Source organism: Abyssisolibacter sp. ZYX002 (assembly GCF_056892235.1).
The window spans coordinates 177,309-203,942 of sequence record NZ_JARMXH010000003.1 but is presented as its reverse complement, the minus strand read 5'-3'; the positions used below and the strand labels follow the sequence as shown (position 1 = coordinate 203,942).

Below are 26,634 nucleotides of genomic sequence, written 5' to 3'. Positions count from 1 at the left end.
AAACACTCCCTATTAATTATTCACTTATATTATATATATTTTTCTTAAACTAGTCTATCAATACTTTCAATTATTGCATAATTATTGTCATATTCAATCTCTATTATTGTACCTAGACCAATTTTAAAATGCCATCTTTTATCTATATCTATTCCTAATAGATAAGTTAAAAAACTCTGTATAACTCCTCCATGAGTTATTATTAAATGTATACCTTCTTTTAATGATTTAACGAAATCTTCTACTCTATATTGTAGATTTAATAAGTTTTCGCCTTTAGGTAATGTATAGTTTATGTAGTCATTAGTCCAATTATTCCAAATATCTTTGTATTGCTCTTTCGCCTGTTTATAGCTCAATCCTTCAAATACTCCAAAATTCAGTTCTTTTAACCTATCATCCTGTATTAGCTCTTTATCTACTGCTAATCTCTCTCCTATTGCTTTAGCTCTATACATAGGACTAGTATATACATTATCAAATTCATATTTTTTTAGCTTCTTTACTAACTTTTCTATTTGTTCATACCCTCTTTGAGTTATTTGCGAATGAGTATGTCCTATATACTTTTGTTCATAATTAGCTTTTGTCTCTATATGTCTTACTAAAATTAGCTTCAATTTATCACCTCAAACACAAATATATATATGTTATGAATAAATAAATACACTGAGTAAACTCTATTGTAAATCCAATTGTATCTCCTGTTATTCCATCTATTTTTTTTGTAAAATACTTCACTATAAGTACTGCAGTAAAGATTGCACCTATCAAGAATGTAAGTGATACCAATCCACTTACAATGAAAGAAATAATACCACTAATTAATATCGCCAATATTGCTTCTTTCTTTCCACTACTCTCTATTATTGCTTTTCCCATACCATCTTTTCTTGCATATCTACCAATTGATGCTGCAACTACTCCCGAGCATCTTCCTACTACTGGTGTTAGTAAAATATAGCGTGGATCTATATAACATGTAAGTGCTATATTAAATGTAAATAGCATAAAAATCGCTAACACTCCAAATGCACCAATTCTACTATCTTTCATTATTTCTAGTACTCTTTCTTTGCTCCTGTTACTTAGTATTCCATCTACTGAATCTGCCAATCCATCTATATGAAGACCTCCTGTTATGTATATATATATAATCCATACCACTATACTAATTATAGGTTTATGGAAGTATTGAGATGGTAAAGTAACAGTATACATTAACCCTCCTATTATTAGACCTATTATAGGCATCATATAAACTGCACTTAAAAAATCCTTTTCTTTAAACTCAAATTTAATATTTATTGGTATCCTTGTTAAAAAAGTCAACATCAATAAAAAACCTTTCATTTAGTTACCTCACTTTATTTGTAATGGTATTCCAGATACAGTAAAATACACTTCGTCTGCTATACTAGCGATATATTGATTGACTCTTCCTGCTATATCTCTAAATACTCTTCCCATTCTATAAGGTGGAACTATCCCCATTCCTAATTCATTTGTGACAATTATAATATCCTTTTTATGCTCTTTTACAACTTTTATGAGTTCGTTTATCTCTTCAAATATGCTCTCTTCCAACTCATCAACTTGCTCCATCTCACATTTATCAAAATCTAATCTACTATCTAACAATAGATTTGACACTAAAACAGTCATGCAGTCTAATAATATATACTCACACCCATCAAAAGCATCCATATCTTTTAAACTGTTGAAACCCTTATATTTTTCGATAGTTTTCCAATGGCTAGGTCTTGAGTTTTTATGCTTTTTTATTCTATCTTTCATGCCATCATCAAAAGCTATTGCTGTCGCTAAGTATGTCACTGTTTTATTAGATTCTCTTGCTACTTTTTCTGCAAAAGTACTCTTTCCACTCCTAGCGCCCCCTGTAACAACTATCATCATAAACACTCACTCCTTGCTAATTTTTTGAGTTCGTTTAATAATTTATCGTTTTCTAATCTTGTTTTAAGTGCTATTCGAAAATACTTATCGTCTAACCCTATAAAATCTTCACATGTTCTTATATATATACCTTTTTGCAATAACATTTCTTGTAGCTGGAATGCTGAGATATTTTCAGTTTTACATATGTGAAAATTGGTATGACTCTTATAAACGTAAATATTATCTATATCTTTAATGGCACTATAAACATAGTCTCTTTCTTTATTGCACCAATCTATAGTAACCTCTTCGTATTCTTTATCCTCAAGCAAAACGGGTACTGCCCTCAGTGATAAATAATTTAAACTCCAAGGTTCTTTATATTGGTATAACTTGTTTATAATCTGCTCATCTGCAATACAAAAACCCAATCTAAGACCTGGTACAGCATAAAATTTAGTCATTGACCTAAGTATAATCAATGGGTATTTTCTGTAATAATCAATTAAAGATTCTTTATTAGCAAAATCTATAAACGACTCATCCACAAACATTATTCCGTTTATTTCTTTTATAACTTTCAATATTTTTTCTAATTTATTTACTTCATTGTATGTTCCAGTAGGATTGTTAGGATTACAAAGCACAATGACATCTGGCTTAATTTTTTTTATATGATTAATCAAATCATCTTCATTTAATTTAAAATCATGTTTATCTAATACATACTCATGAATTTCTGATGAGCTAAGTTTAAACGCTCTCTTGTATTCGTTGAATGTTGGGTGAACTATTAGTACTTTCTTTGGTTTAAGTGCTCTTGCAAATAGATATATAAGTTCTATAGCTCCATTACCTAACGTTATATGATTCTCTTTAATATTGTAATGCTTTGCAATATGTTTAAATGCTGTGCTACCATCAATTTCTGGGTATTTGTGTAATTGTGATATACCACTAATTATCGCCTTTTCTAAATTTTTAGATATTCCTAGTGGGTTTATGTTGACACTAAAATCTATGACGTCTTTACTCTCACCATAATATCCTCCATGTTTATTCATCTGATTACCTACCTTCTCTATATTATAAACACTATAAATAAATACGCTAATATAAATGAACTGTACATTATTTTAACTGTTGATTTTATATCATGTGCTTGTAGATTTCTTTTTTTATCTCCTAATGTTGGTTTGTACAGTTTTTGCCCAAAATAAGTATTAGTGCCTCCAAGCTGTATATCTAAAAGGCCTGCTACTACCGCTTCAGGATATCCACAGTTTGGACTTTTGTGATTCCTTTTATCTCTTAATAGTATCTTCCATCCATCTTTTATATTGTATTTTAGTAATCCTCCACCTAATAGCATAAATATACTACCTATCCTTGCTGGCAGATAGTTTAAAACATCATCAAATCTAGCTGAAGCATACCCTATATCTTTATACGGCTGTTGTATGTATCCTACCATTGAATCGAGTGTGTTTACTGTTTTATAGATATATACTAATTGAACAGGGTATCCTATCATAAATCCTATAGCTATGTAAAGCAAAGGGGCAAGTATGCCATCTATTGTATTTTCAGCTACTGTCTCTATTGTGGCTCTTGTTATTTCTTCTTTAGTAAGACTACTTGTATCTCTGCCTACAAGGTAAGATATTTGAATTCTAGCTTTCTTTATATCATCACTTTTTAGTGTATTATATACTTTTAGTGCCTCTACATGAAGGCATCTTGACGCCAATGAAGTATATATAAAATATATAGACAAAATGATCTTCACATAATTATTAATTTTACCTGCAATATATAACATTAAACTCAGTATAGCCACTACTGTAGCTACACTTAATATTAGCAAAATAAAACCTCCTAATTTTTCTGATATTATCTTTTGCTTTCTTATCCTAGATTCTAAACTCCTAATCATTTTACCTATATAAATAATAGGATGTGGCCATCCGTTAGGATCACCTAATATCAAATCTAATATTACTGCTACTGTAAGCATTATTACGTTTTGCATACTATAGTCCCATGATACCTTTTATTTTGCTTATATCTAGATGATTTCTAACTAAATCAGCTAATTTATCATATTCTCTTTTTTTATATTCTTCATAGCTCATATCATTCTCTTTAAGCTCTAATCCTTTTTTACTAAGTAATTTTTTTATTATTGACTTTCTAAAATCATCATTTTCAAATATTCCATGTAGATATGTTCCTATTATATTTCCTGATTCATCAGTTGCTCCGTCAAATCTACCATCTTCTAGCTTAATAAATGGCGTTACTGCATCTAATAGCTCCGTTTGTCCCATATGGATTTCATAGCCACTTACTTTTGTATTTTTAAGTTCATCTCCTAATATTATATCTTTGTTAATTATCCCTGTAATTTGAACTGTCTCTTTACTATTTGTTATCACAGTTTTAGTTCTTAGTAGACCAAGTCCATTAATTTGCTTAGTGGTTGATTCCATATTTTCAGGATCACTTATTGTTTGTCCCAATATTTGATATCCTCCACATATACCTATTATAGGAACTCCTTTTTTGTGAAGTTTATATATAATTTTGTCAAAACCCGTATCATATAAATATCTCATATCTTTTATAGTATTTTTACTTCCCGGTATTATTAATAAATCAATATCATCAAAATCATTAGGATTTAGTATATATCTTACGTTTATGCCATGCTCTAATTCTAGTGGTGTAAAATCACTAAAATTAGATATATAAGGAAGCTTGATTACTCCTATATTGATATCTCCATTGCCTTTGTCTTTAAACCTCTCGGTCACGCTGTCTTCATCATCTATATTAAGATTCATATAAGGTATTACTCCTAAGCATGGGATACCTATTTTCTCCTCTATCATCTTTACTCCCGGCATTAGTATATCAACATTGCCTCTAAACTTGTTTATTACAAATCCTTTTATCCTCTTTTGTTCTTCTTCTGTCAAAAGCTTAATCGTTCCATATATTGATGCAAATACTCCCCCTCTATCTATGTCTCCAATCAGCAAAACTGGAGCATCGACCATTTCTGCCATACCCATGTTTACTATATCATTATCTCTTAGATTTATCTCTGCCGGACTACCTGCTCCTTCTATTACGATGGCATCATACTTTTCATCTAGCTTGTTATAAGCCTTCATGATACATTCTTTTAACTCTGATTTGTGGTTATAATAGTCAAACGAGTCCATATTTTTATAAACCTGTCCATTTACTATAACTTGACATCCAACATCACTAGAAGGCTTGAGTAGTATAGGATTCATTTCTACTGTTGGCTGTATGTTAGCTGCTTCTGCCTGTACAACTTGAGCTCTCCCCATTTCCTTGCCATCTTTTGTTACGAATGAATTCAATGCCATATTTTGCGACTTAAACGGTGCTATTTTGTATCCATCCTGAACTAATACTCTACATAAACCCGCTGTTAATAAGCTTTTGCCAACCGATGACCCTGTTCCTTGAAACATTATATTTTTTTTCACCTTTGTACACTCCAATTCTTATGTTTTATTTTTAAATGCAAAAAACACATATGGAAATTATGTGTTTTAATAATCGAATGTTAATATTAACACACTTCCCACCGAAGTAGTTACAATCCTCAATCAAAGGCAGGTTTCCTGACTCATAGATTTCTTTACTCTCTTTCCTTCCCAACATAGTCAGTGGTATTAAGATTTCATATCTATTTACAGTAGCGGGGGCTGTAGGGGTTTTTCACCTCTTTCCCTCTTAGCTCACTATTTATGAGCACCTTTGATATTATTTAATTTATATATATGATTATTATATCACTATATCAAACAATCTCAATAGTTGAAAGGATATATTTTTACTTTGTTAAACTAGCCAAACTCTTAGTATTAATACTTTAGTTTTTAATTGTAGTTATTTAGCTATATGGACTTAATCTACATTGTTCTACCATAACTAATATTTTTTCACACTAAATATATTACATAATATAATATAGTATAGTTTGATTTATCACCTTGTGTACATTCTACTATCCTCAAATTTCAGGATTTATTGTTATTCTTTTACTTAAAATGGTTAATATATTAAAATTTCTTGACTTTTATTTAGAATACATCTATAATAGATTTTAATAACTGAATATAATTTTGATTTCCTTATCAAGAGTGGTGGAGGGACTGGCCCTATGAAACCCGGCAACCTGTACGTTATGTACGAGGTGCTAAATCCTGCGAATAATTTCGAAAGATGAGGGAAGCGGTTTTTTTTAAAAAGCTTCTTTCTTCTTTTAGAAAGAAGCTTTTATTTTATTTATGACAAAGTCATTAAATTTCTAGACTGTAGTAAAAGCACAAGTCGGGGGCGTTCTAAAATTGAGTGGCAGAGCTTATTTAGAGATAAGTGAGCAACGGAAATTTTAGTAACAACTCAGAAATTGGGTTTTTGTCTAACTGTCTGTAGCTTCTTTCTTTTTAGGGAAGAAGCTTTTTATATTTAACTGGAGGTGCAATATGATAAAAATAAAAAATCTGACTAAAACATATACCAACAATTCTACTGTAACTACAGCTGTTGACGACATAAGTTTAGATATCAATGAAAATGAAATTTTCGGCATTATAGGTTTAAGTGGTGCTGGTAAATCTACTCTTATCAGGTTGATAAACAGATTAGAGGAAGCCACAAGTGGAACTATTCTCATTAACAATACTGATATAAACAGTATAAACAAAAAACAATTAAATGTTTTTAGAAAAAAAATAGGTATGATATTTCAACATTTTAATCTATTAAAATCAAGGACTGTTATCAAAAATATAGCATTTCCTCTTGAAATAGCTGGCTTTGATAAAGATACTATAAATAAACGGGCTAAAGAACTTTTACACTTAGTAGGTTTAAGTGATAAAGCTTTAAGTTATCCAAGCGAGTTAAGTGGAGGTCAAAAGCAAAGAGTTGCTATAGCTAGAGCTTTAGCCAATAACCCAGATATATTATTATGTGACGAAGCTACTAGTGCCCTTGATCCTAAAACTACTAAATCAATTTTAAAGCTATTAAAGAATATTCAAAATAAACTTAATATCACTATTATATTGATAACTCATGAAATGGAAGTAATCAGAGATATTTGTGATAGAGTAGCTATCATGGAAAATGGAAAAATAATCGAGCTTGATACCGTTAACAAGGTGTTTAGCAATCCTCAATCTAACACAGCTAAAGCATTCATATCACATATGACTAAAGATGATATAAGTCTAGCTACATTATCTGATAGCTCTAAAGTTTATAAATTGATTTTTAATGGTGATATCTCTCACCAACCTATTATATCTGATTTAATTAAATCTTTTGATATATCTATAAATATTCTTTCGGGCCATATTAATGAGCTATTGTCTACTAGTTTAGGAACTTTGGTGGTTGCATTTAAAGGTGATGATAATGAAATTGACAAGGCTATAAATTATCTTAATGAAAAATCTATAAGATTGGAGGTGATTCGTAATGAGTAATTTTATTAGTTTAGTTTTACCTTCTTTATTTGAAACTATATATATGGTAATACTATCTAGTAGTTTTGCTATTTTACTTGGTTTCCCTCTTGGTATATTACTATTTATTACTGAAAAAAATGGGATATATGAAAAAAGAACTCTTAATTCTATACTAAGCTTTATAGTCAATATATGTAGATCTCTACCATTTGTTATATTGATGATATTGGTTTTTCCGCTTTCAAGACTCATAGTAGGTACTTCTATTGGTACTACAGCAAGTATTGTTCCCCTAGCTATATCCGCTTCACCTTTTATAGCTAGGATAGTAGAAAACTCTCTAAAGGAAGTTGATAAAGGTGTTATCGAAGCTTCTATTGCTATGGGATGTTCTACTAGACAAATAATTTTCAAAGTTTTATTGCCCGAAGCACTACCTTCATTAGTACTAGGTATAACTCTAACTATTATCAATATCATAGGTTATAGTGCTATGGCTGGAGCTATCGGAGGTGGTGGTCTTGGAGATTTAGCTCTTAGATATGGATATCAAAGATTTCAAACCGATATAATGTTTGAATCTGTAATCCTCATCATAGTATTAGTTCAAAGTGTACAATTAATAGGAAATAAAGTTTCACAAAATATTTTAAGTAAAAGATAGGAGAGTGTAATTATTATGAAAAAGCAACTTTATATTTTATTGTCTATATTTGCTCTAGTTATATTTGTATCAACTGGTTGCAACAAAAGTTCTAAGGAAAACACAATCAAAATAGGTGCTACACCTGTTCCTCATGGAGAAATACTGGCTCTAATCAAAGACGACCTTAAAAAAGAGAACATTAACCTTGAAATTATTGAGTTTAATGATTATATCAAGCCAAATATAGCTCTTTCTGATAAAGAAATAGACGCTAACTTTTTTCAACATACACCATACTTCAATGATTTCAAATCAGAGCGTAAGCTTGATTTAGAAGTTCTTTGCAGTGTTCATATCGAGCCACTGGGTGTATATTCACAAAGCATAAAGTCTATCAAAGACATCAAAGATGGTAGCTCTATAGCACTACCAAATGGTGCTGTTAATCAAGGAAGAGCCTTTTTACTACTTGAGAAGAATGGACTGATCAAGCTTAAGGAAAACTCTGGTCTAAAAGCTACTGAGAAAGATATCGTAAAGAATCCACACAATCTAAAGTTTAAATTTCTTGAAGCTGCTCAAATACCAAGAATACTACCTGATGTAGATTTAGCTGTGATAAATGGTAACTTCGCTCTTGCTTCTGATTTGAATCCTGTTAAAGATGCTATTATATTAGAAGATAAAGATTCTCCTTATGTAAATATTGTTGCAATCAGAAAAAATGAAAAAAATAAAAAAGTATATCAAAAACTTATTCAATATTTACAATCAGAGAAAGTCAAAAACTTCATTAAGGAGAAATATAACGGTGGTGTAGTTGACGCTTTTAAATAAATTTATAGCGTTTTCAATTACTACGCTACTTTATTAATAGTTGGGGATAGCCTCCATAAGTCATCCCCAACTATTACAAACTTGAATATTTTAATTAAACTGTAATATTTTTTAATGGCATTTTTACGTCTAATATGCTACACTGTATTTACTAATATATACGAAGGAGGGCATATGTTTAAACGTAGAAAAAGAACTAATATTTTTAAAATTTTTATAAGGTTATGCTTAATTGTATTCTTATGTGTTTTGGGATACTATTACATATCTAGCACTGGTAATGATAATACAGAGGTAGCTGAAGCTAAAAAATCTACACCTAAAAAGACGCTTAGTATTTCAGAAATGGAGAGCTTAATTTTTCCTGATCTAGGCTTAACAGCTCAAAGTGTTTTCATGGCTGATCCCACTATTTCTAAATTGATTTATAGTAAAAACGGTAATAAAAAAATGTATCCAGCTAGTACCACTAAAATCTTAACTGCTATTACTGCACTTGATTATTTGGACTTGAAAGATGAAATTAAAGTTGGTGATGAAGCCAATAAAATATCTTTTGATTCTAGTAGGGCTGGATTAGATTATAATGAAAAATTAAGTGTAAATCAGCTTCTTTATGCTTTGTTGGTGCCATCTGGCAATGATGCTGCCTATGTTTTTGCTGTGAATGGTGCTAGAAAATCTGAAGAAAACCAATCTATGGATGTGGACACAGCTGTCGATAGATTCATAACTCTTATGAATGAAAAAGCTAAAAAACTAGGCGCTATTTCGTCTAATTTTGCTACTGTAGATGGTTATCATGATGAAAATCATTATACTACAGCTAGAGATTTGGCTGTTATAGCTTCCGAAGCTTATAAAAATCCTACTATTCGCCAGATCGTAAAAACTGACCAAATGAAAGTTAAGGACTGGAAACAATATAGTAAAAACGACCCTGATTTTAGACTATGGATAAATACAAATCTTCTTATACAAAAAAACAACAAATGGTATTTGAAAGAAGCTACTGGTTTTAAAACAGGGCATACAGATAAATCTGGGTACTGTCTAATAGCTACAGCAACATATGAAGGCAAGGAATATTTAGCTGTTATATTAGGTAGCACTAAAGAAGAAATATATAATGATGCTCATAAGTTATTTGAGTATGCCTTCAATAAAAAATAGTAACTATCGCCTTTTTATTCCATGATATATATTGTATAATATATACTGTGGTTAAGGAGGTGATTTTTTTGAAAAATTTTAAGACCATTTGCATTGTTTTTTTATTAATAGTCAGTGTAGCTTTATCAGTTGCACTTTATAAAACCTATAATACTACACCTGATGTCCAAATAGAAGCAGATAAAATGTTTGATGAACACTTGTCTAAGCTATTAGGCTCTTGCTCTATTATTTTTTCGGATAGTCAATTAAACTCTGAAGATATTGATTTTTACAAGCCAAGATTATATCATAGTTTGCATAGTGCTTACGAGATGGTTTATCTTACATCCTACACGAATAATCATATGAACCTGAGAAATGCTTTAAGCCTACTGATAAAATATACAGATTCTCATAACGAAGAGGTATTTAATAATAAAATTATTGATAAACAGCTTATTCAGAAGATAACAAATATCGCTGGTAGTCCAAGTAGTGAGAAGCATACACTTAATTTATATGATTATTTACTTGAAAAGCAGGCAAATGATAAGTAATATTGATAGTATAAAAGTGTAGATTACTGGTTATATATACATAAGTAATGTTATAAGGATTAATTAAGTTCAAGAGTTAAACTATCAATAAATAAAAATTGAGGGGAGATTTAATCTACCCTCAATTTTAGTTCGTTATCAATATTATATTAATTGTATGTAATATCTATTGGAATATTTGAAAAATTATCTTTAGATTTCATACTGTATATCCAACATAGGCATAACTTATCAGAAACAACCTCAAAGTTCCTTGCAACATAAAAGGTATAACCATGTTTTGATCATTCATTATTATATATTTGATATAATCGTCTGAATTAGATTCCAAATTACTAAACTCAATAAAAATTACTAAATAAACTTTATCTGATGTTAAATTAGGTTCATTTGTAAGAATATTAATATATTTGACTTTCATATATTCACAACTTTATTCAATCGGATAATATTCATATCCACTGGAATTACATGGTGTGAAAGTTTATTTAGTTTAGTTAAATCAAAAAAACCGTCCATTTTATTCAGTTAAAAATATCTCTACAGGAATTCTACACTTATTCTATCTACCTTCATTTCAACATATTTACCTAGCAAATACTTATATTCTACCAGCAATTCATTTTCAAGAATTATGCCAACATCAATCTTTCCTCCTTCTTGTAACTTTCCTCTAATTAAATATTCAAAACCATCATTTATACGCTCTATCTCTTTTGTTTTTGATGTAGATTCTGATATACTAAAATCATCTAAGATAGTAATTCCTAGCGATACCTCGTACTCATCCCCTACATTTATCTCATAAGGTATAAAATTAGCAAAACATACAAATTCTATATCAGAAACTTGTAAAATAACTTCTTCCTCCATAATTTCACTAGCTCTTTTTAATATAGCTCTTTGCTCCAATTCTTTTCACCTTCTCTCCAGTCTATAGGATTTATTATTTTTATAAATCGTAAATCAAAAAGAACCGTCAACCGTCCCTTTTGATTCTATTTTCCTCACTACCTTCTTTACCAAAGGTATCAAATCTTTACTAAAAATCATCAGGATTTGGAATCTGGTATCCATTCGGTAAAGTAATGATTTTATTATTTTTAACATCTATTACATACTTAAAGCTACTTCCAATACTAAAAAAGTAGCTTTAAGTTCTTTGTCTTATATGTATATTCCTCTTTTAAATTTTTAACAGTTTTTTGCTTTATTAGTTTAGTCATCTCTCACTCTCCTAATATATTATTTCATGTTTTTCGTTAATTCGCTTGTTTTTTCCTGTGATATCTGATTTTCATTTCCAGCACAATCATAATTGTATAATTTTAACGTCAACTCCTGTACTAATATTAGCATAGACCTTTTCAACTAATCCATCTCGTACCTCTATTATTAATTACTTCTTTGCATTCTTCAGAACCCATCATCTCCTTTGTGGAAAATAAATGGTGCAATCTCCTAAAACGTTTAAAATAAAAATAGAGTATGCATTTTATGAATTTTAGCACTTATATTATTATTATTTTCATCATAAAATATAATATCATAAAGACATTTAGTTTGATCAATATTAGTCAGTTCAATTATATGATAATCTAACAAATAAGAATTAGGATTAACTTCAATAGTAATTGGATTTTTATTTTGGATAACTAATTTGTATTTTGCTATTTTGTTATTTAAATTATTACCTCCAACTAATACAGATATAATATGTTTATCGTTTTTTTGTTTGCCCGAGAATCCATAATAAATATAGCAATTTCTTTTCCAACCCATTTTTATTATCGAAAATCTATTGAAATAGTGTTTATCTAGCTGTGCTACTCCAATACCTTTATTATTTTCTAATTCAAAAAGTAGTAAAACATCATTATTTTCACAGTATTTAACGGTTTTTATTGTTATTTTATCGTTCACAGTTTTTTCTATATTGGTCTGTATTTTAGAAAAAGGTATTGTTGTTTTATAAATTATAAAAAAAATAATTGAAATCACAAATATAACTAATAATATTATTTTCAAGTAAATACTTTTTTTTTGAGACAACACTTTTTTCACTTCCCTATTTATCATTTTAATCTTATTCTATCATCAAAAAAAACTGCAGGCAACAATTGTCTGCAGTTTGAATTAGTTATTTATTTCTATACTAGATAATATAAGCGATATAGATTTAGAAACAGCTCTAGGGAGTTTGATGAGTTTATTTGCACACTCAACTTTTCCAGCTTAAATTTGTAAATAGACTCTTGATATAGCTTGTTTGTTGGTCAATCCTAATACATATATTTAAGTTAATGAAATCTGAAACCATTATATTTACTACTTGTTATGGTATTTTTTGTAGCAATATTACCATATAGGTAACGTTAACTACTTCTTGACAGCATGTGACTATTGTGATAGTATACTATTGCAATAGTCATTTGTATGGCTTCTAAAAAAATTAAAGGAGGATTAATAATGAACCATAAGAATTTAAAAATTATTGCACTCTGCAGTATGATTTTTGATCACACATTTCGTATTTTTTCATTGGATAATGTCGTTATACCTGTTTGTAACTACCTTGACCATAAGGGGTATAGTGATTTAGGATGGTGGATTATTGAATGGTTCCCAAGGCTCTTAAACTATATTGGTCGTTTAGCTGCCCCCATATTCCTATTTTGTCTGGTACAGGGATTTATACATACTCGCAACGTTAAAAGATATATTGTTCGTATCTTTATTACAGCCATTATTGCACAAGTTCCTTATGTTCTATTTGATTTTGTGAGTTGTGGGTTTACTAATTGGTGGGGTTTCAACATTCTTTTCACTTTGGGATTAGGGCTATTGGCTCTGACTGTAATGAAGTATTTTCATCAGAGAAAACAAATCCTATTAAGCATTGGCTCAGCAGCACTTGCATTAGCACTTGCCTGGTTTCTTCCCATAGAAGGAGGACAGGGATACATACTCATTATTTTCGCTTTCTACCTACTAAGAGATAGTGCTATGTGGAAAAAAGCCTTATATTTTATTCCTATTATTATACTGTCCCGATTCCGTCTTATTCTATTAACTCTTGAAGCTCCTTCACGATTGCTGGCATCTTATATTTCTACTTGTCTTCTTAATATTATTGGTAATTACTTGGGTATATTGATAACATTATTCTATTCAGGTGAGAAGGGAAATATAGGGAAAAGGTTTCAATATTTTTTTTACGCCTTCTATCCCCTTCACTTTTTGGTACTAGCTATCATTGGATATCTTTTAATGTTATAAATGCTTTATATACTTACCTGAACAATCAAAAGCTCTCCATAAAAAAAATAACACTTTAAAGGCAATTTTATAATATCCTCTAAAGTGACTAAACAATAAAGGATAAAGTCAACATTGAAGAGTTATATTTAGTTAAGTTTATCATATTTTTCAATGTTAAACATAGGAAATTACTAAATGATATACTTATAAGAATAAAAATTTTATTTGTTCAGTACTTAATATACGCAAGAAAATATAACTATACTACTATAATTATGTATTTATATCTCATTTAAAGCTCTCTAATTCTATAAAGATTCTTTGAGAGCTTTGATTTATTTATTTCTGCTGTTTATCCGTACAAATTACTATCTGTGATTCACCTGTAGTATAACTTGTCACACCTTTAACATATTCTCCTTTCTCATGCATGTTGTCTTCAATTCTATCAAGCTTGTATACTATCACTTTACCAGATTTAATTTCTTCCAATAGTTTTTCCATTCTCCTAATTGTTTCATCAAGTTCCTGTTGAGTCCAGCCTAAATTCTTCATAGTAGAAGGAGAAATCTCTTTCATTTTTTTAATACGTTCTTCATATTCTTCTGCAGTATATACCGATCTATATATTGAATCAATTTCTTTTGAAAATCTACTTTCAATACCGCTCGAATCAGTAATAATAACACTTTTAACTACTCTATTCAATCCAATATCTTTATCCTTAGCAAATGCAACTAAACTTAACGAACCAAACACGAATGCGAGCCCTAACACTTGACCTATTTTTGATGTTTTTTTCAATTTCATAATGCATACGATCCTCTCCTTAATGGCATTTTTACAAAATGCATTATCATAGGCGTGCATGGAGAAAAAACTTGATTTTTGCTCCGCCAAATTCAAAATAGCCAAGGCATAATCGGATTTTACATCTTCGCCATAGATGGAAATTACTTTCTCATCACAAGACATTTCTATATCCCTATTTAATAAAATATACAGTAGCCATACCATAGGATTAAACCAATGAATACATAAAGCTATTACAGCCCCTATTTTCCATAAAGCATCAAACCGTTTAATATGTATTAGTTCGTGGCTGAGTATATATTCAAGCTGCCGTATGTCAGTATAATCTATACCTTTAGGTAAAATGATTTTGGGATGGATAAAACCATAGGCAATTGGAGTTGAGATTATATCAGAAGTCATTATCTGTAATTTGCGATACAATTTTTGCTGTTCTATCCAACGAGTTATAAAATCGTTAGTTTGAATAGGTACAGCTACTCGTATCTTTTGATAACTCTTTATAAAGTTTATCAAAAAATATAGGATAAATAGTATCATAACAATTAACCAACAGATAGTCATTGGATGGATTGTTTTCATTTCTTGTTGCGGAACATAAATCAAATTATCTTGTATAAGATTATTTATACCTGTAATAGCATTCTTCATTATTTTGTAGGTATGGACTTCATTCCTTTGCATATAATTATTAAAAAGAGTATAGATATTATAACGTGAAGGTATACGTATTGGTACCAACAATTGAACAATTGCAATAATCCATAAATATACAAATGTTCTTTTTGCTAGGAAGTTAAGTACAATCATCCTTATAATGGTGACAAATACGATAAAAACACTGGCTATTAAGCTCATTTGCATAATACTCATAATATTCACCTCACTTTAATTCTTCAATCAGCTTTTTCAATTTTTTAATTTCTTCATTGGATAAATTTGAGTTGCCAAGGAAAGACGCAAAGAATTTTTCGGGTGAGCCATCAAACATTTTTTTAATCAATTCATTAGTCTCATATTCTCCAACCTGTTCTTTGCTAATAATAGCCTCACACATAAAATTGGGTTCATATCTTTTTATGGCACCCTTGTTTATACATTTTTTTATAACAGTATACGTAGTATTCCTATTCCAACCAATTTCTTGTTTTAATATCTTAGCTAGTTGTCCTGCAGATAAATTACCTTTTTCCCATAAAACGTTCATGACTCTACGTTCAGAGTCAAATAATTTAATGTTCATTTTCATATCCTCCTTATAAACTATTACTATAGTCATCGCAATATTACCACGATAGTTATCAATTGTCAAGATATACGAACCGAAATCAGCTATAAAAAGTAAAAATACAAACTACTGTATTTGAAAATAACTACTATTATGTATGATTTAATTATTTCTAGTTTTTTTAAAGTCTTGCACCATTCTAACAAAGGAAGATATATTATACACCGAGAAAAAAACGCACATCAATTAGCGTTTCTTGATATAAGTAGTATGCTAAAGGATGTGGCTAAAATGAAACTATAAAAAAATGAATTACAAGTATGATTGGATATTTCTAATTATAGAGTATGGATGACTATTCATTGGCATACCACGAGCAGAAATCAAAAAAAACCGTCCCTTTTGACGAAAACAAATTGAGAGAAGATTAATCTCCTCTCAATTTATGTTTAAATACTTAAAAATTTATTTTTTTGATATTATATTATATAATCTATAACAGCATTATTAAAATACTCAGGTATGCTTTGAGTAAAAAATTCTTTCATGTCCTCTAGTTGCTCTTTTGGATATACGTATTTTCCATAACCAAATTGACCGTATTTAAATTTTCTATCTTCTTCATTCATTGGAAGTGTAGTGTCCTTAAAAACTTTAAGTATTTGTTTTTTAGCTGATGCTGTAAATCTATGGGATATCACTTCAAAGTGTATTTCACTACCACTTAACTCTGCTAACTCGTTAGCTGTTTCTTTTAATAGTTCACGATATTCTTCTTTCCAATTTTTATATAGCACTACTGGCCCTATTATAAAACCTGTGTTATATCCTGCTTTTATTATCTTTTTAGAAGCGATTATTCTCTCTCTTGCTGTGGATGTTCCATGTTCGTAGCTATTTATTACTGTATCTGTATTAAGACTAAATCTAATTGTTGTATGTCCTCCATGATCTATATCTAAGTAATTATCTACCTGAGGAAATTTGGTCACAAACCTCAATCTGCCAAATTCTTCGTTTGCAAAAAACTCAATTGCTTTTTTTAATGATTTGCTATAATAATCTAATGGTACTGGATCTGATGTCGCTGCTGCCTCAAATATTGTTACCTGTTTTTCTCTTTGGTTCATATATTCTTTAGCTTGATTTAAAATATCATCTACATTTACATAAATCGTATTATATGGTTTGTTTCCAAAACGAGTATTCAAATAACAGTATTCACATTTACCAACACACCCTGAAAACAAAGGTAACTGGTAATGTGCTGATGGTTTACAGGTTTGAAATTCTCCCTTTTTTCTAACTCTTATTGCTAATGTACTTTTCCCTTCGGCAAATGCTTGCTGAGGTGTCTTCCCTGGTATCCCTGTTATCTTGTTGTTTTTTAATACATTTATCTCTACTCCCTTTTTTGTAAAATAATCATACAATCTTTTTCCTATTTCATAGCTTATTGCTTTTTCTTCTATGTAAACTCTCTTTGGTTGATATATCATACTTTATCTTCTCCTGTCATAGGTTATAATTTTGGTATTATCCTATGATATATTCTTTACTATATCTATAGTTATATGCATACTTACAAAACTAGGACAATAGGAAAAGGACTGATTTTCTTTATATATATCAGTCCTCATAAAATTTTATGCTATTCATGAATATCATTAAATTTTTGTTAATAAGAAGCTCTGTCAAGTGCTATTATTGCTTGAAGCCCTGGCTTAGCATTCGCAAGACCTATTGCATATATTGTATAGTACTTATTTGAACGTAATGTAGCATTAGGCACTGTTAATACTACTTGCTTTGTACTATTAACTCTTACTAAAATTGTATAATTTGCTGGTGAGACTAATAAATTTTCACTTGATTGTTTGTAACTAATATCATTAAAAAGCACTAATCCATTAGGGAGTATTACGTCTACTGGTGGTGCATTAGGAACTAAATGAACAAATTTGATTTGTGTTTTATAATCAGTTATAGTCATTGCAGTATCATAGACTCTTATAGCTTCTAAATTACTTAGCTCTCCAGCTATTGCCATAGTATTATCTGAGCCATGTGATATATCAATCATTTTATTAATTATCGGAACATCGCGCATACCAGCTTTGTAAATTTTTAGACTATATGATCCCGGCATTAATGCCATATATTTAGTAAATTCCCTATATCTCAAATTCGACGCTACTAATTTATTGCCTAATAAAATATCTACACCAGGTGCTCTTGGACTTGCATGAAATAATCTTAGATGTGATGTATTTCCATGCTGAACAGGTATCATCCAATTAAAATAATCATAATAATTATAATACATGTCTATTCAAGTCCTATACATTGTCTAATAATACATTTGACAGAAAAGTATTACTAGAATTAAGAAAAAGAATAATAAACTTTCATTTCCTGGATCAAACCAGCCATAATCTTTCATTAATATAACTAATAATAGGAAGAAAAACAGCAGATTCGTGCTTATTCCTGAGCATTCATCACAGTTAACATTGATTTCTTCAGTCATTATATTACCTCCTAAAACTTATCAATTTCTAGATATGTAAATTTTCATATATAACAAAATACAATCTTTACTTAATTCATTTTATTCATATTAGTAATATATGTGACAAGGCAATACTTTGAATTTTAATTAAATTTAAATTTTAGGTATATAATTTTGTTTTTTTAGAAATAATAAACATGACTATAAATTTACTAAATATTTCTAAATTCAAGGAGTGATTTTATGGATATAGCAGCTTTAATACTAGTTATTATTGGAGCTATTAATTGGGGCTTAATTGCACTATTCCAATTTGACTTGGTTGCATCATTATTTGGTGGCCAAACAGAAATTTTAAGCAGAGTGGTTTATGGTTTAGTTGGAATAGCAGGATTATACTCTATAACATTTCTGTTCAGAGACTATGACAGAAATAGAAGAACTACTAAATAAGCTTCCTTATAATTGTTAAAATAGAAGAGATGCATTTAGCATCCCATAACAATTAACTTACTTAAACAAGTAAAGCCACCTTTAAAAGGTGGCTTTACTTGTTTAAGTATATTTATTTAATTATATATATCTAATCTTCTAGCTTTAATAAGTGGCAATTGTTCTCTAACTTCTCTAACTACTTCTAAATTAAGTTCTTGTATTATCAAGCCTTCATTACTATCTAATCTTGCCAATATTTTTCCCCATGGATCTACCACAATACTATTTCCATATGAGGTATAAGATGCTTCTCTATTTGTTGCAGGTGCTGAGCCTATCATATATACTTGATTATCTATCGCTCTTGCTCTAAATAGTGTTTCCCAATGCATTGGACCAGTAGTCATGTTAAATGAAGCAGGAACTATTATTATTTGTGCTCCCTGCTCTATCATTAGCCTACACAGTTCAGGAAATCTAATGTCAAAGCAAATACAAACTCCAATCCTTGCAAATTTTGTATCAATTACTGTTACATTATCTCCTGATGATAAAGTCTTTGATTCCATAAACGAAATACCATCCTCAACCTGTACGTCGAATAAATGCATTTTTCTGTGCTTTGCTATTATTTCTCCACTACTATTTATTATAAAACTCGTATTATATATTTTTCCTGCATCAATCTCTGGTATAGACCCACCTATTATGTGCACTTTATGCTTAATTGCTTCTTCTTTTAACATTTTTAAAGTTATACTGTCGTGTTGTCTCTCTGCATATCCCTGAAATAAGTCACTATCATATGGACAATTAAACATCTCAGGTAGAACTACTATCTGTGCGCCTCTTTTTACTGCTTCTTCTATAAATTTTTGAGCAGTGCATATATTAGATAGCTTATCTTCTGTAGTTATCATTTGACAAACACCAATTTTAAATTTCATTTTCTTGCCACCTTAGATTTTTTATTTACCTGATATTGTTAACTCTTTTACTAATAAAGATGGTGATCCAAAGCAAGTATTTGTTGATGGTATTGAAAATTTAAAGTCTGAACATATTTCTTCTATATCCTTTAGCATATCAAAGAAATTACCAGCAACAGTTATTGTGTTAACTACTTTTTGTATCTTTCCATCTTCTATATAAAAACCATTGCAAGATAGAGAAAAATCACCCGTAACTGCGTCTAAACCAGCATGTAATCCCTGTACATCTGTGATTAGAACACCTTTTCCCATCTTTTTCAACATGTTCTCAAAAGATATTTCTCCTTTTTGTATATACATATTTGTTGGTGCAATCTTAACTACAGACTTAAATATAGGTTTAAATCCGTTTCCTGTCGACTCTACGTCGTCTTTTTTTGCTGTTGCTATGTTGTGTAAGTATGTCTTTAACATCCCGCAATCTACTAATTTTTTTGGTTTTGTTGCAACTCCTTCATCATCAAAGTTCCTATTAACTACACTATCTTTAGCAAAAGGATCATCTATAATTGAGAGCTCACTGCATGCCACTAATGTGCCTATTTTATCTTTTAATAACGACATTCCCTCATGCACTTTTTGTGCTGAAAATATTTCACTATAACTATCTAGTAAGTCACACATAACCTCATTTTTAAAAGCCACCTTGTATTTACCAGAGGCAATTTGCTCTGCACTTAATTTATCTACAGCATCTTTTACTCCTTCTTTAGCTAACTTTTTATAATCAAATTCACTGAAATCTGTGGCAACTTGATATGCTATCCCTGTCTTGATATCTTCTCCTTGTTTTGCAGTAGTGCTTAAATATACATATGCTTTATTTTGTCTATTCTTTAATTCTAAACCTTTTGAATTAAATATCTCTATATCGTTTATCTCTTCTATATATTGACTCATTCCTACCATTGTAATTCTATCATCTAAACTCAATGCTTCTTCTTCAAGTTTTAGTACAAAATCTATTTTCTCTTCTTCTGATACATTATCTAGCTTGTTTTCTTTAGTTTGGGGTTGCATATATTCACTAGAACCTTCAAAGATTGTATCTACATCATCTTTTTCTATTATAGAAGCATTTTCTATTACTTCTTTAACTAATCTATCTATAACTTCTTCATTGATATTTTCTGTGTAAGCATACCCCATTTTGCCGTTGCTTATAGCTCTAAATGACAAACCTACTTCATCTGCTATATCATATTTATCTATTTTTTTATTAAATGAAGCAATCTTTAGCTTGCTCTTTTTATTTATATAAACTTCCATTTCTGATAGTCCTAACGCTTTACCATGTGCAAATAGTTTGCTTGAGAATTCTTTCATCATTATTTTTCACTCCTTCCACCAACTGTCATGGATTTTACTCTTACTGCCGGCTGTCCTACGTTAGCTGGTATCTGCCCACTTACAGAGCCACAAACTCCTATTGCTTGTTTCAAGTTATTTCCTACCATATCTATATCATGTAGTACTTGGCCTCCGTTACCTACTAATGTAGCTCCTTTAACTGGCTTAACTATTACTCCATTCTCTACCATATAGCCTTCTAATACTACAAAGTTAAAGTCTCCTGTTGTAGTATTTACTGAGCCTCCACCCAATCTTTTAGCATATAATCCATGCTCTGTATTTGAAATAATTTCATTTAGTGTAGATTTACCGTTAAGTATAAAGGTATTTGACATTCTAGATGTTGGTGCAAATCTATATGATTGTCTTCTTGAACATCCTGTAGGAGCACTGTTCATTCTTCTACCGTTTAATCTATCAATTAAGTATCCTTTTAATATACCATTTTCTATTAATAAGTTTCTTTGAGTTTTGATTCCTTCATCGTCTACATTAGATGAACCCCATTCATTAGGTAATGTCCCATCATCTACTGCGCTAACTATGTCTGAAGCTATTTTTTGACCTATTTTATTTGAAAATATAGATTTATTTTTAGCTACTGATGTCGCCTCTAATCCGTGTCCACATGCTTCATGGAATATTACTCCACCAAAACCGTTATCTATTATAACTGGCATCTTCCCACTTGGACAATACTCTGCATTTACCATTGTGTGAGCTAATCTTGCAGCTTCACGTGCTGTATCTTCAATATTGTAGATATCATATATTTCGAAGCCTCTGTGGCCACCTATATTATCGCCACCTCTTTGAGTTTGTCCTTTACTAGTAGCTACTGTTATAATATCCGTTCTTGTTCTAACTCTTTTATCTTCTACATATAGCCCTTCTGAATTTGCAATTAATATATCTTGCTCATATTCAGAATACCTTGCTTCAACTTGCGAGATTGTATCATATGCGTTTTTTGCTATATGATATCCTCGTTTTAACATTTCTACTTTTTTTAATTTTGCTACTGTTGAAGGTAAAACTTTTATTGGGTTTATGTCTATCATCTTCCCTGATATTATATCTATTTCTTCTTTGTATGTTGATTTTTTGATAGCTTTAGCAGCTTTTAGAGCCGTTTTTATTAAGTTCTCTTCACTACTATCATTGGTATATGCATAAATACAATTAAACCCACTAAATATTCTTATACCTACTCCATAATCTATCCCCGAATTACTATCTTTTACTTGTCCACCTATCAGAATAATATTGCTGTTTATTCTGTTCTCTACAAAAATCTCTGCAAAATCCCCCCCAGTGGTCAATGCAGCTTCTAGAACCTTCTCGATAGTGTTTCTATTAATCATCCTCTTACCTCCTACTCGATAGTATACTTTAAATTTTTGCCTAAAGTTGCTATTTATAATTTACACTAAATTCTTAAAAGTAGCAATACTTGTACAATAATTTTATTATAGGATTTACATATGTCTGATTTAACTGCAATCATATTATGTTATTATTTCATCGAACTCCCTGTTTATCGAACCCATTTAAGATTAATTGTAGTAAATTAGAAATATATTGACAACCATTGGCTTATTATGTTATATTCAATTTAAAATGATAATCTTTATCAACTATATGCAGAAAGGAGTGTTCTTAAAATGGAATGGTTGAACAGCCCTGCACCAATTAATCCAGATTACAGCTGTAAATGCTTTGGAGCTAAATGTCTTGGAAGGGATACTTGTTGCCCTGAATTTTTCTGTGGTGTTAAATTTGGACAATGCCCTGGTTTAGTATGCGTTGTTCATTTTACGTAATTTAAGTTATAAATATTATTTTGGAGGAAATTAAAATGGAATGGATTAATATACCTAATGATTCAGTTAAAGGAATTTGTATTGCTCAAGCATGTTGGGATCGTGTATCTTGCAATGCTGATGCTTGCTTTGCAAAACTATGTATAACAAAGTTCTGTTTCATAAATTATTCTAGCTAATAGCAATCTATTATTAAATAATAATATTGCACACAGAAATTTTTAAAATAGTAGTTTGTATGGGAACTACCAAAATGATTAAATGGTTTGTTCCCATATTAATTATTGACAACTCATAATCTAGCGTAATAATTTTTTTCATTAAAAATAATGAATCAAAGCTTAATATACTATAGAGAAAATTCATTTTAAGGAGAATGTACATGAAACTTTCAATATTCAATAATTATATTAATAAAAACAATAAAATTATTATATACAATTCATTAAGCGGAGGAATTTTATCTCTAAATTTAGAATACACTTTAGAGTTTTATAGAATAAGAGAACAACTGCATGAATATAATGGTTTATGCAATAAAAACGAGCTCATCAACAACCTTCTTAAAGGAAAAATGATAGTTGATTCGAATCTTGATGAGATAAGCATGGTTAGAACTGATTATAATATTTCAAGGTTTAATAGTAATTCATTCAACTTGACTATTGCACCAACATTAAAGTGTAATTTCATCTGCCCTTATTGTTATGAAAAAGGTAGGAATTACAAAAGTATGGATAAAAAAACTACTAGCCAAACCATAGATTTTATTAATAGTATTATTAAGGATAAAAAAGCTTTAAGTATTACATGGTATGGAGGAGAACCTTTGCTAGAAATAGATACAATAGAACAAATAACTAATTCTATAAAATTACATGAAGATATTTTATACAATAGTAATATTGTAACAAATGGATATTTTCTTAATAGGGAAAACGTATTAAAGCTAAAAAAACTAAATATATCTAAAGCTCAAGTAACAATTGATGGTCCTCCTGAAATACATAATAAACGCCGAAAGCTTCCTAGCAACGAAGATACTTTTTATAAAATAGTTAATAACATAAAAAACGTATGCGATTTAATTACTATTAGTATTAGAATAAATGTTGATAAAACAAATATCTATCAAGCAGAAGATGTCCTAACTTATCTAGATAAGGCTGGATTACAAGGTAAAGTTAGTGTATATCTTGCACCTGTTGATGAAATTACACCTTCTTGTAATGCTCCTCTTTGTTTTAATGATAAAGAATTTGCAGAAGAAGAAGCTAATTTTATCCTTAAAAATATAAACAGTGGTTACACATATATTAATATACCAAAATATAATCCAAGTATTTGTGGTGCTGTTTCTTTAAACAGTTTTGTAATAGATCCCTGTGGGGATTTGTACAAATGTTGGGATGAAGTAGGTGATAAAAATAAAAAATGTGGAGATATTTTCAATAACTTCACCCATTCACCTAACTCTCTAAAATGGCTAGACTATAATATTTTCCAGCATGAAGAATGCAACACGTGTAGTATGCTACCTGTCTGCATGGGAGGTTGTCCTTATAAAAATCTTGAAAATAAATTTAAAAGCTGTCATTCTATTAAATATAACGCTAATACATTAATAGATATTTTAAAAGGTTTAAAACAAAAAGAATACCGAGGTGAATAATATGTCCTATGTTATTGAAACAACTAAGCTTTGTAAAAGATATATAGATACTGCTATTGATAATCTGGATTTGTGTATTAAACAGGGTGAAATATACGGACTCATAGGAAAAAACGGTTCTGGTAAGACTACCTTCATGAAACTAGTTATGGGACTTTGTAATCCAACATCTGGCAAGATTAGTTTATATGGTAAATCCACTCCATCTGAAATATTATCTCAAAAAAAAAGAATAGGATGTTTTATAGGAAAGCCATCTCTTTATCGGGATTTTACTGCAACTCAAAATATTGAATTACATAGAGTTTTGAAAAATATAAAAGATAAAAATATCACTGAAGAACTATTAAAAAAGGTAGACCTATGGAAGTACAAGGATCAAGTGGTTCGAGGTTTTTCTATGGGTATGGAGCAAAGATTATCTATAGCCATTGCACTAGTTGGTACTCCTGATTGTCTGATATTAGACGAGCCTTTTAACGGTCTAGACCCTATTAGTGCAATAAACATTAGAAAACTTTTACTAGATTTAAATCGTACTAAGAGTGTTACTATGCTTATTTCAAGCCATGCTCTTGAAGAACTACAAAAGATTGCAACTAGGTTCATCATGATAGATGATGGTAAATTAATAAAAGAAATATCTTCAAAGGATTTGTATAATGCTAGTGTTGAATCTATTTTGTTAAAAATTGATGATACTAAAAAAGCCCTTATGGTTTTAAAATCTAAGCTAAATATTCAAGATATAAGCTTTGTTGATGATAATTGTATCAGGCTTCGTAACCCATCTGTAAATATAGGCAAAATATCAAATACTTTATTTTCAGAAAATATTAATATTACTCATATAGAATCATCTAAAGAAACATTAGAAAATTATTTTCAAAAAGTTTTAGGAGGTGAAATATTATGATACAATTGCTAAAAACAGATATCCTAAAACTCAGATGGTCAAAAGTGTTTCGATACTCAATAATAGGTGTACTCCTTATAGTTATGAGTAATATATCCTCTATTACCCTCACGTTATTTGGAGTTGGAGGAGGTAGTATTCCAGTTGGTAAAGGAGTTGGATTTGTTTTTAATGGATATTTATCTAAACCAATTTTTGAAGAAGTAATGCAGACATCTCTAGCAAATACAGGTTTTTTTTGGGTTATTGTTTTAATTATTGCAACTTCATATGTTGCCAAAGATAATATTAGTAACACTGGTAGTCTATCAATTGTAAATGGTTATAGTTCTTTCAAAATCTTTATTTCTAAATTATTCATTGGAATAGTATATATGTTCATTTTGTATTATACTTGTATATTATTATCACTATGCGTTAATATACTTAAAACCAATACATCATTTAATTATCATCAAATTAAAAAAGGTATACTCCTTATTAACTACAACTTTATAGCTTTAGCTATATTTTTATTTATTAGTTCTTCATTGTGTATACTACTAAAAGAAGTTAACAACGTTAGTACTATAATGTGCTTGTATTTTTTTGCAGGTGGATTTGTGTATATATTTAATTATCATAAATTAGATAAATTATTTTTCTTGGTGAAGATATTTTTGTACTCAAACCCTATAGTTTATTTGCTCAATATTAGTAGTTATAATCTATCTAATCATTTAATACTCAAATTGTTTATTTACTTAATTACTACTATTATTCTAGCTACTATCTTAGTTCACAATGTTTTATCTAATAGAGATTTTAGTTAATAAATTGCTCTTTTAAGACTTTAAAATCAAAAAGACATTTCATATTGAAATGTCCTCTTGATTTTATTTATCTAGGTAGGGGGATTTTACTAATTTATTAAAAATATTGAAATAATTAAAAAGAAAAACAATAAACTCTCTTCACCTTCTGAATAAGATATGTAATTGTTTAATATGACTGCTAAAAGTAAAAAGAAAAACAAT

Annotated in this window: 29 protein-coding genes and 2 riboswitches; of the genes, 12 read left to right on the top strand and 17 right to left on the bottom strand. The window is 29.7% G+C overall.

All coding sequences use genetic code 11. The features are described from left to right. Window positions 1-44: 44 nt before the first annotated feature. Genes P3X86_RS11000 through P3X86_RS10975 form a run of 6 tightly spaced genes read right to left on the bottom strand, consistent with a single transcriptional unit; the run spans window position 45 to window position 5,408 of the window. Window positions 45-620, bottom strand: coding sequence for a histidine phosphatase family protein (locus P3X86_RS11000; RefSeq protein WP_483292739.1), 576 nt, complete (start codon window positions 618-620; stop codon window positions 45-47). 4 nt (window positions 621-624) lie between these two features. Further along, the gene (gene cobS / locus P3X86_RS10995) at window positions 625-1,353 is read right to left on the bottom strand and encodes an adenosylcobinamide-GDP ribazoletransferase (protein WP_483292738.1); all 729 of its coding nucleotides are present in this window, start codon (window positions 1,351-1,353) and stop codon (window positions 625-627) included. 9 nt (window positions 1,354-1,362) lie between these two features. Then, window positions 1,363-1,917: a bifunctional adenosylcobinamide kinase/adenosylcobinamide-phosphate guanylyltransferase gene (cobU, locus tag P3X86_RS10990; RefSeq protein WP_483292737.1), complete on the bottom strand. Its 555-nt coding sequence runs from the start codon at window positions 1,915-1,917 to the stop codon at window positions 1,363-1,365. Next, window positions 1,914-2,963 (bottom strand): threonine-phosphate decarboxylase CobD, encoded by a 1,050-nt coding sequence (gene cobD / locus P3X86_RS10985; RefSeq protein ID WP_483292736.1) that lies wholly within the window; start codon window positions 2,961-2,963, stop codon window positions 1,914-1,916. The genes cobU and cobD overlap by 4 nt, the downstream gene beginning before the upstream one ends. Before the next feature lie 17 nt (window positions 2,964-2,980). Then, on the bottom strand, window positions 2,981-3,931 hold the full coding sequence (gene cbiB / locus P3X86_RS10980; protein ID WP_483292735.1) for an adenosylcobinamide-phosphate synthase CbiB: 951 nt from the start codon (window positions 3,929-3,931) through the stop codon (window positions 2,981-2,983). A 1-nt stretch (window position 3,932) separates the two neighbouring features. Then, a complete protein-coding gene (locus tag P3X86_RS10975) occupies window positions 3,933-5,408 on the bottom strand; it encodes a cobyric acid synthase (RefSeq protein ID WP_483293035.1) in 1,476 nt (491 codons plus the stop codon). Window positions 5,409-5,534: 126 nt separating this feature from the next. Next, window positions 5,535-5,714, bottom strand: a riboswitch (cobalamin riboswitch). Between the two features lie 357 nt (window positions 5,715-6,071). Beyond that, window positions 6,072-6,172, top strand: a riboswitch (SAM riboswitch). A 256-nt stretch (window positions 6,173-6,428) separates the two neighbouring features. Between P3X86_RS10975 and P3X86_RS10970 the strand changes: the two genes are divergently transcribed. The 5 genes from P3X86_RS10970 to P3X86_RS10950 all read left to right on the top strand — a co-directional run bounded on the left by P3X86_RS10970 (window position 6,429) and on the right by P3X86_RS10950 (window position 10,613). Continuing rightward, window positions 6,429-7,436 (top strand): methionine ABC transporter ATP-binding protein, encoded by a 1,008-nt coding sequence (locus P3X86_RS10970; protein ID WP_483292734.1) that lies wholly within the window; start codon window positions 6,429-6,431, stop codon window positions 7,434-7,436. Next, entirely contained in the window at window positions 7,429-8,082 is a 654-nt protein-coding gene (locus P3X86_RS10965) for a methionine ABC transporter permease (protein WP_483292733.1), read from the top strand. Before P3X86_RS10970 ends, P3X86_RS10965 begins: the two co-directional genes overlap by 8 nt. 9 nt (window positions 8,083-8,091) lie before the next feature. Further along, window positions 8,092-8,901: a MetQ/NlpA family ABC transporter substrate-binding protein gene (locus P3X86_RS10960; protein ID WP_483293034.1), complete on the top strand. Its 810-nt coding sequence runs from the start codon at window positions 8,092-8,094 to the stop codon at window positions 8,899-8,901. A gap of 174 nt (window positions 8,902-9,075) precedes the next feature. Beyond that, entirely contained in the window at window positions 9,076-10,074 is a 999-nt protein-coding gene (locus tag P3X86_RS10955) for a D-alanyl-D-alanine carboxypeptidase family protein (protein WP_483292732.1), read from the top strand. Between the two features lie 68 nt (window positions 10,075-10,142). Further along, a complete protein-coding gene (locus P3X86_RS10950) occupies window positions 10,143-10,613 on the top strand; it encodes a hypothetical protein (protein WP_483292731.1) in 471 nt (156 codons plus the stop codon). 540 nt (window positions 10,614-11,153) lie between these two features. Here P3X86_RS10950 and P3X86_RS10945 read toward each other — a convergent pair. From P3X86_RS10945 to P3X86_RS10935, 3 genes are all read right to left on the bottom strand, one after another. Further along, window positions 11,154-11,525, bottom strand: a complete 372-nt coding sequence (locus tag P3X86_RS10945; protein WP_483292730.1) for a hypothetical protein — start codon at window positions 11,523-11,525, stop codon at window positions 11,154-11,156. A 333-nt stretch (window positions 11,526-11,858) separates the two neighbouring features. Continuing rightward, complete coding sequence (locus P3X86_RS10940; protein ID WP_483292729.1) at window positions 11,859-11,984, bottom strand: hypothetical protein; 126 nt, start codon at window positions 11,982-11,984, stop codon at window positions 11,859-11,861. A 99-nt stretch (window positions 11,985-12,083) separates the two neighbouring features. Further along, window positions 12,084-12,536: a hypothetical protein gene (locus P3X86_RS10935; RefSeq protein ID WP_483292728.1), complete on the bottom strand. Its 453-nt coding sequence runs from the start codon at window positions 12,534-12,536 to the stop codon at window positions 12,084-12,086. A gap of 546 nt (window positions 12,537-13,082) precedes the next feature. Between P3X86_RS10935 and P3X86_RS10930 the strand changes: the two genes are divergently transcribed. Beyond that, a complete protein-coding gene (locus tag P3X86_RS10930; RefSeq protein ID WP_483292727.1) occupies window positions 13,083-13,892 on the top strand; it encodes a TraX family protein in 810 nt (269 codons plus the stop codon). Between the two features lie 321 nt (window positions 13,893-14,213). Here the strand turns inward: P3X86_RS10930 and P3X86_RS10925 are convergent, their stop codons facing one another. The 5 genes from P3X86_RS10925 to P3X86_RS10905 form a co-directional block, all read right to left on the bottom strand. Beyond that, window positions 14,214-15,560: a M56 family metallopeptidase gene (locus P3X86_RS10925; RefSeq protein ID WP_483292726.1), complete on the bottom strand. Its 1,347-nt coding sequence runs from the start codon at window positions 15,558-15,560 to the stop codon at window positions 14,214-14,216. 10 nt (window positions 15,561-15,570) lie between these two features. Beyond that, window positions 15,571-15,930, bottom strand: a complete 360-nt coding sequence (locus tag P3X86_RS10920; protein WP_483292725.1) for a BlaI/MecI/CopY family transcriptional regulator — start codon at window positions 15,928-15,930, stop codon at window positions 15,571-15,573. 464 nt (window positions 15,931-16,394) lie between these two features. Further along, window positions 16,395-17,414 (bottom strand): spore photoproduct lyase, encoded by a 1,020-nt coding sequence (splB, locus tag P3X86_RS10915; protein WP_483292724.1) that lies wholly within the window; start codon window positions 17,412-17,414, stop codon window positions 16,395-16,397. A 179-nt stretch (window positions 17,415-17,593) separates the two neighbouring features. Continuing rightward, window positions 17,594-18,241 (bottom strand): DUF4397 domain-containing protein, encoded by a 648-nt coding sequence (locus tag P3X86_RS10910; RefSeq protein ID WP_483292723.1) that lies wholly within the window; start codon window positions 18,239-18,241, stop codon window positions 17,594-17,596. 24 nt (window positions 18,242-18,265) lie between these two features. Continuing rightward, complete coding sequence (locus P3X86_RS10905) at window positions 18,266-18,445, bottom strand: hypothetical protein (protein ID WP_483292722.1); 180 nt, start codon at window positions 18,443-18,445, stop codon at window positions 18,266-18,268. A 225-nt stretch (window positions 18,446-18,670) separates the two neighbouring features. Between P3X86_RS10905 and P3X86_RS10900 the strand changes: the two genes are divergently transcribed. Then, on the top strand, window positions 18,671-18,880 hold the full coding sequence (locus tag P3X86_RS10900) for a DUF378 domain-containing protein (protein ID WP_483292721.1): 210 nt from the start codon (window positions 18,671-18,673) through the stop codon (window positions 18,878-18,880). A gap of 116 nt (window positions 18,881-18,996) precedes the next feature. Here P3X86_RS10900 and P3X86_RS10895 read toward each other — a convergent pair whose 3' ends face one another. From P3X86_RS10895 to P3X86_RS10885, 3 genes are read right to left on the bottom strand one after another with little or no spacing between them, the layout of a single operon-like run. Then, on the bottom strand, window positions 18,997-19,809 hold the full coding sequence (locus tag P3X86_RS10895; protein ID WP_483292720.1) for a carbon-nitrogen hydrolase family protein: 813 nt from the start codon (window positions 19,807-19,809) through the stop codon (window positions 18,997-18,999). A 21-nt stretch (window positions 19,810-19,830) separates the two neighbouring features. Next, on the bottom strand, window positions 19,831-21,183 hold the full coding sequence (locus P3X86_RS10890) for a TldD/PmbA family protein (RefSeq protein WP_483292719.1): 1,353 nt from the start codon (window positions 21,181-21,183) through the stop codon (window positions 19,831-19,833). Then, complete coding sequence (locus P3X86_RS10885; RefSeq protein WP_483292718.1) at window positions 21,183-22,571, bottom strand: TldD/PmbA family protein; 1,389 nt, start codon at window positions 22,569-22,571, stop codon at window positions 21,183-21,185. Before P3X86_RS10885 ends, P3X86_RS10890 begins: the two co-directional genes overlap by 1 nt. A 300-nt stretch (window positions 22,572-22,871) precedes the next feature. Here P3X86_RS10885 and P3X86_RS10880 point away from each other — a divergent pair, with 300 nt between their 5' ends. The 5 genes from P3X86_RS10880 (at window position 22,872) to P3X86_RS10860 (ending at window position 26,430) form a co-directional block, all read left to right on the top strand. After that, complete coding sequence (locus P3X86_RS10880; RefSeq protein WP_483292717.1) at window positions 22,872-23,030, top strand: hypothetical protein; 159 nt, start codon at window positions 22,872-22,874, stop codon at window positions 23,028-23,030. A gap of 35 nt (window positions 23,031-23,065) precedes the next feature. Then, the gene (locus P3X86_RS10875) at window positions 23,066-23,209 is read left to right on the top strand and encodes a hypothetical protein (protein ID WP_483292716.1); all 144 of its coding nucleotides are present in this window, start codon (window positions 23,066-23,068) and stop codon (window positions 23,207-23,209) included. Between the two features lie 203 nt (window positions 23,210-23,412). Next, window positions 23,413-24,702: a radical SAM protein gene (locus P3X86_RS10870; protein ID WP_483292715.1), complete on the top strand. Its 1,290-nt coding sequence runs from the start codon at window positions 23,413-23,415 to the stop codon at window positions 24,700-24,702. Between the two features lies 1 nt (window position 24,703). After that, on the top strand, window positions 24,704-25,618 hold the full coding sequence (locus P3X86_RS10865; RefSeq protein WP_483292714.1) for an ABC transporter ATP-binding protein: 915 nt from the start codon (window positions 24,704-24,706) through the stop codon (window positions 25,616-25,618). Then, entirely contained in the window at window positions 25,615-26,430 is an 816-nt protein-coding gene (locus P3X86_RS10860; protein ID WP_483292713.1) for a hypothetical protein, read from the top strand. The genes P3X86_RS10865 and P3X86_RS10860 overlap by 4 nt, the downstream gene beginning before the upstream one ends. The last annotated feature ends 204 nt before the right edge of the window (window positions 26,431-26,634 follow it).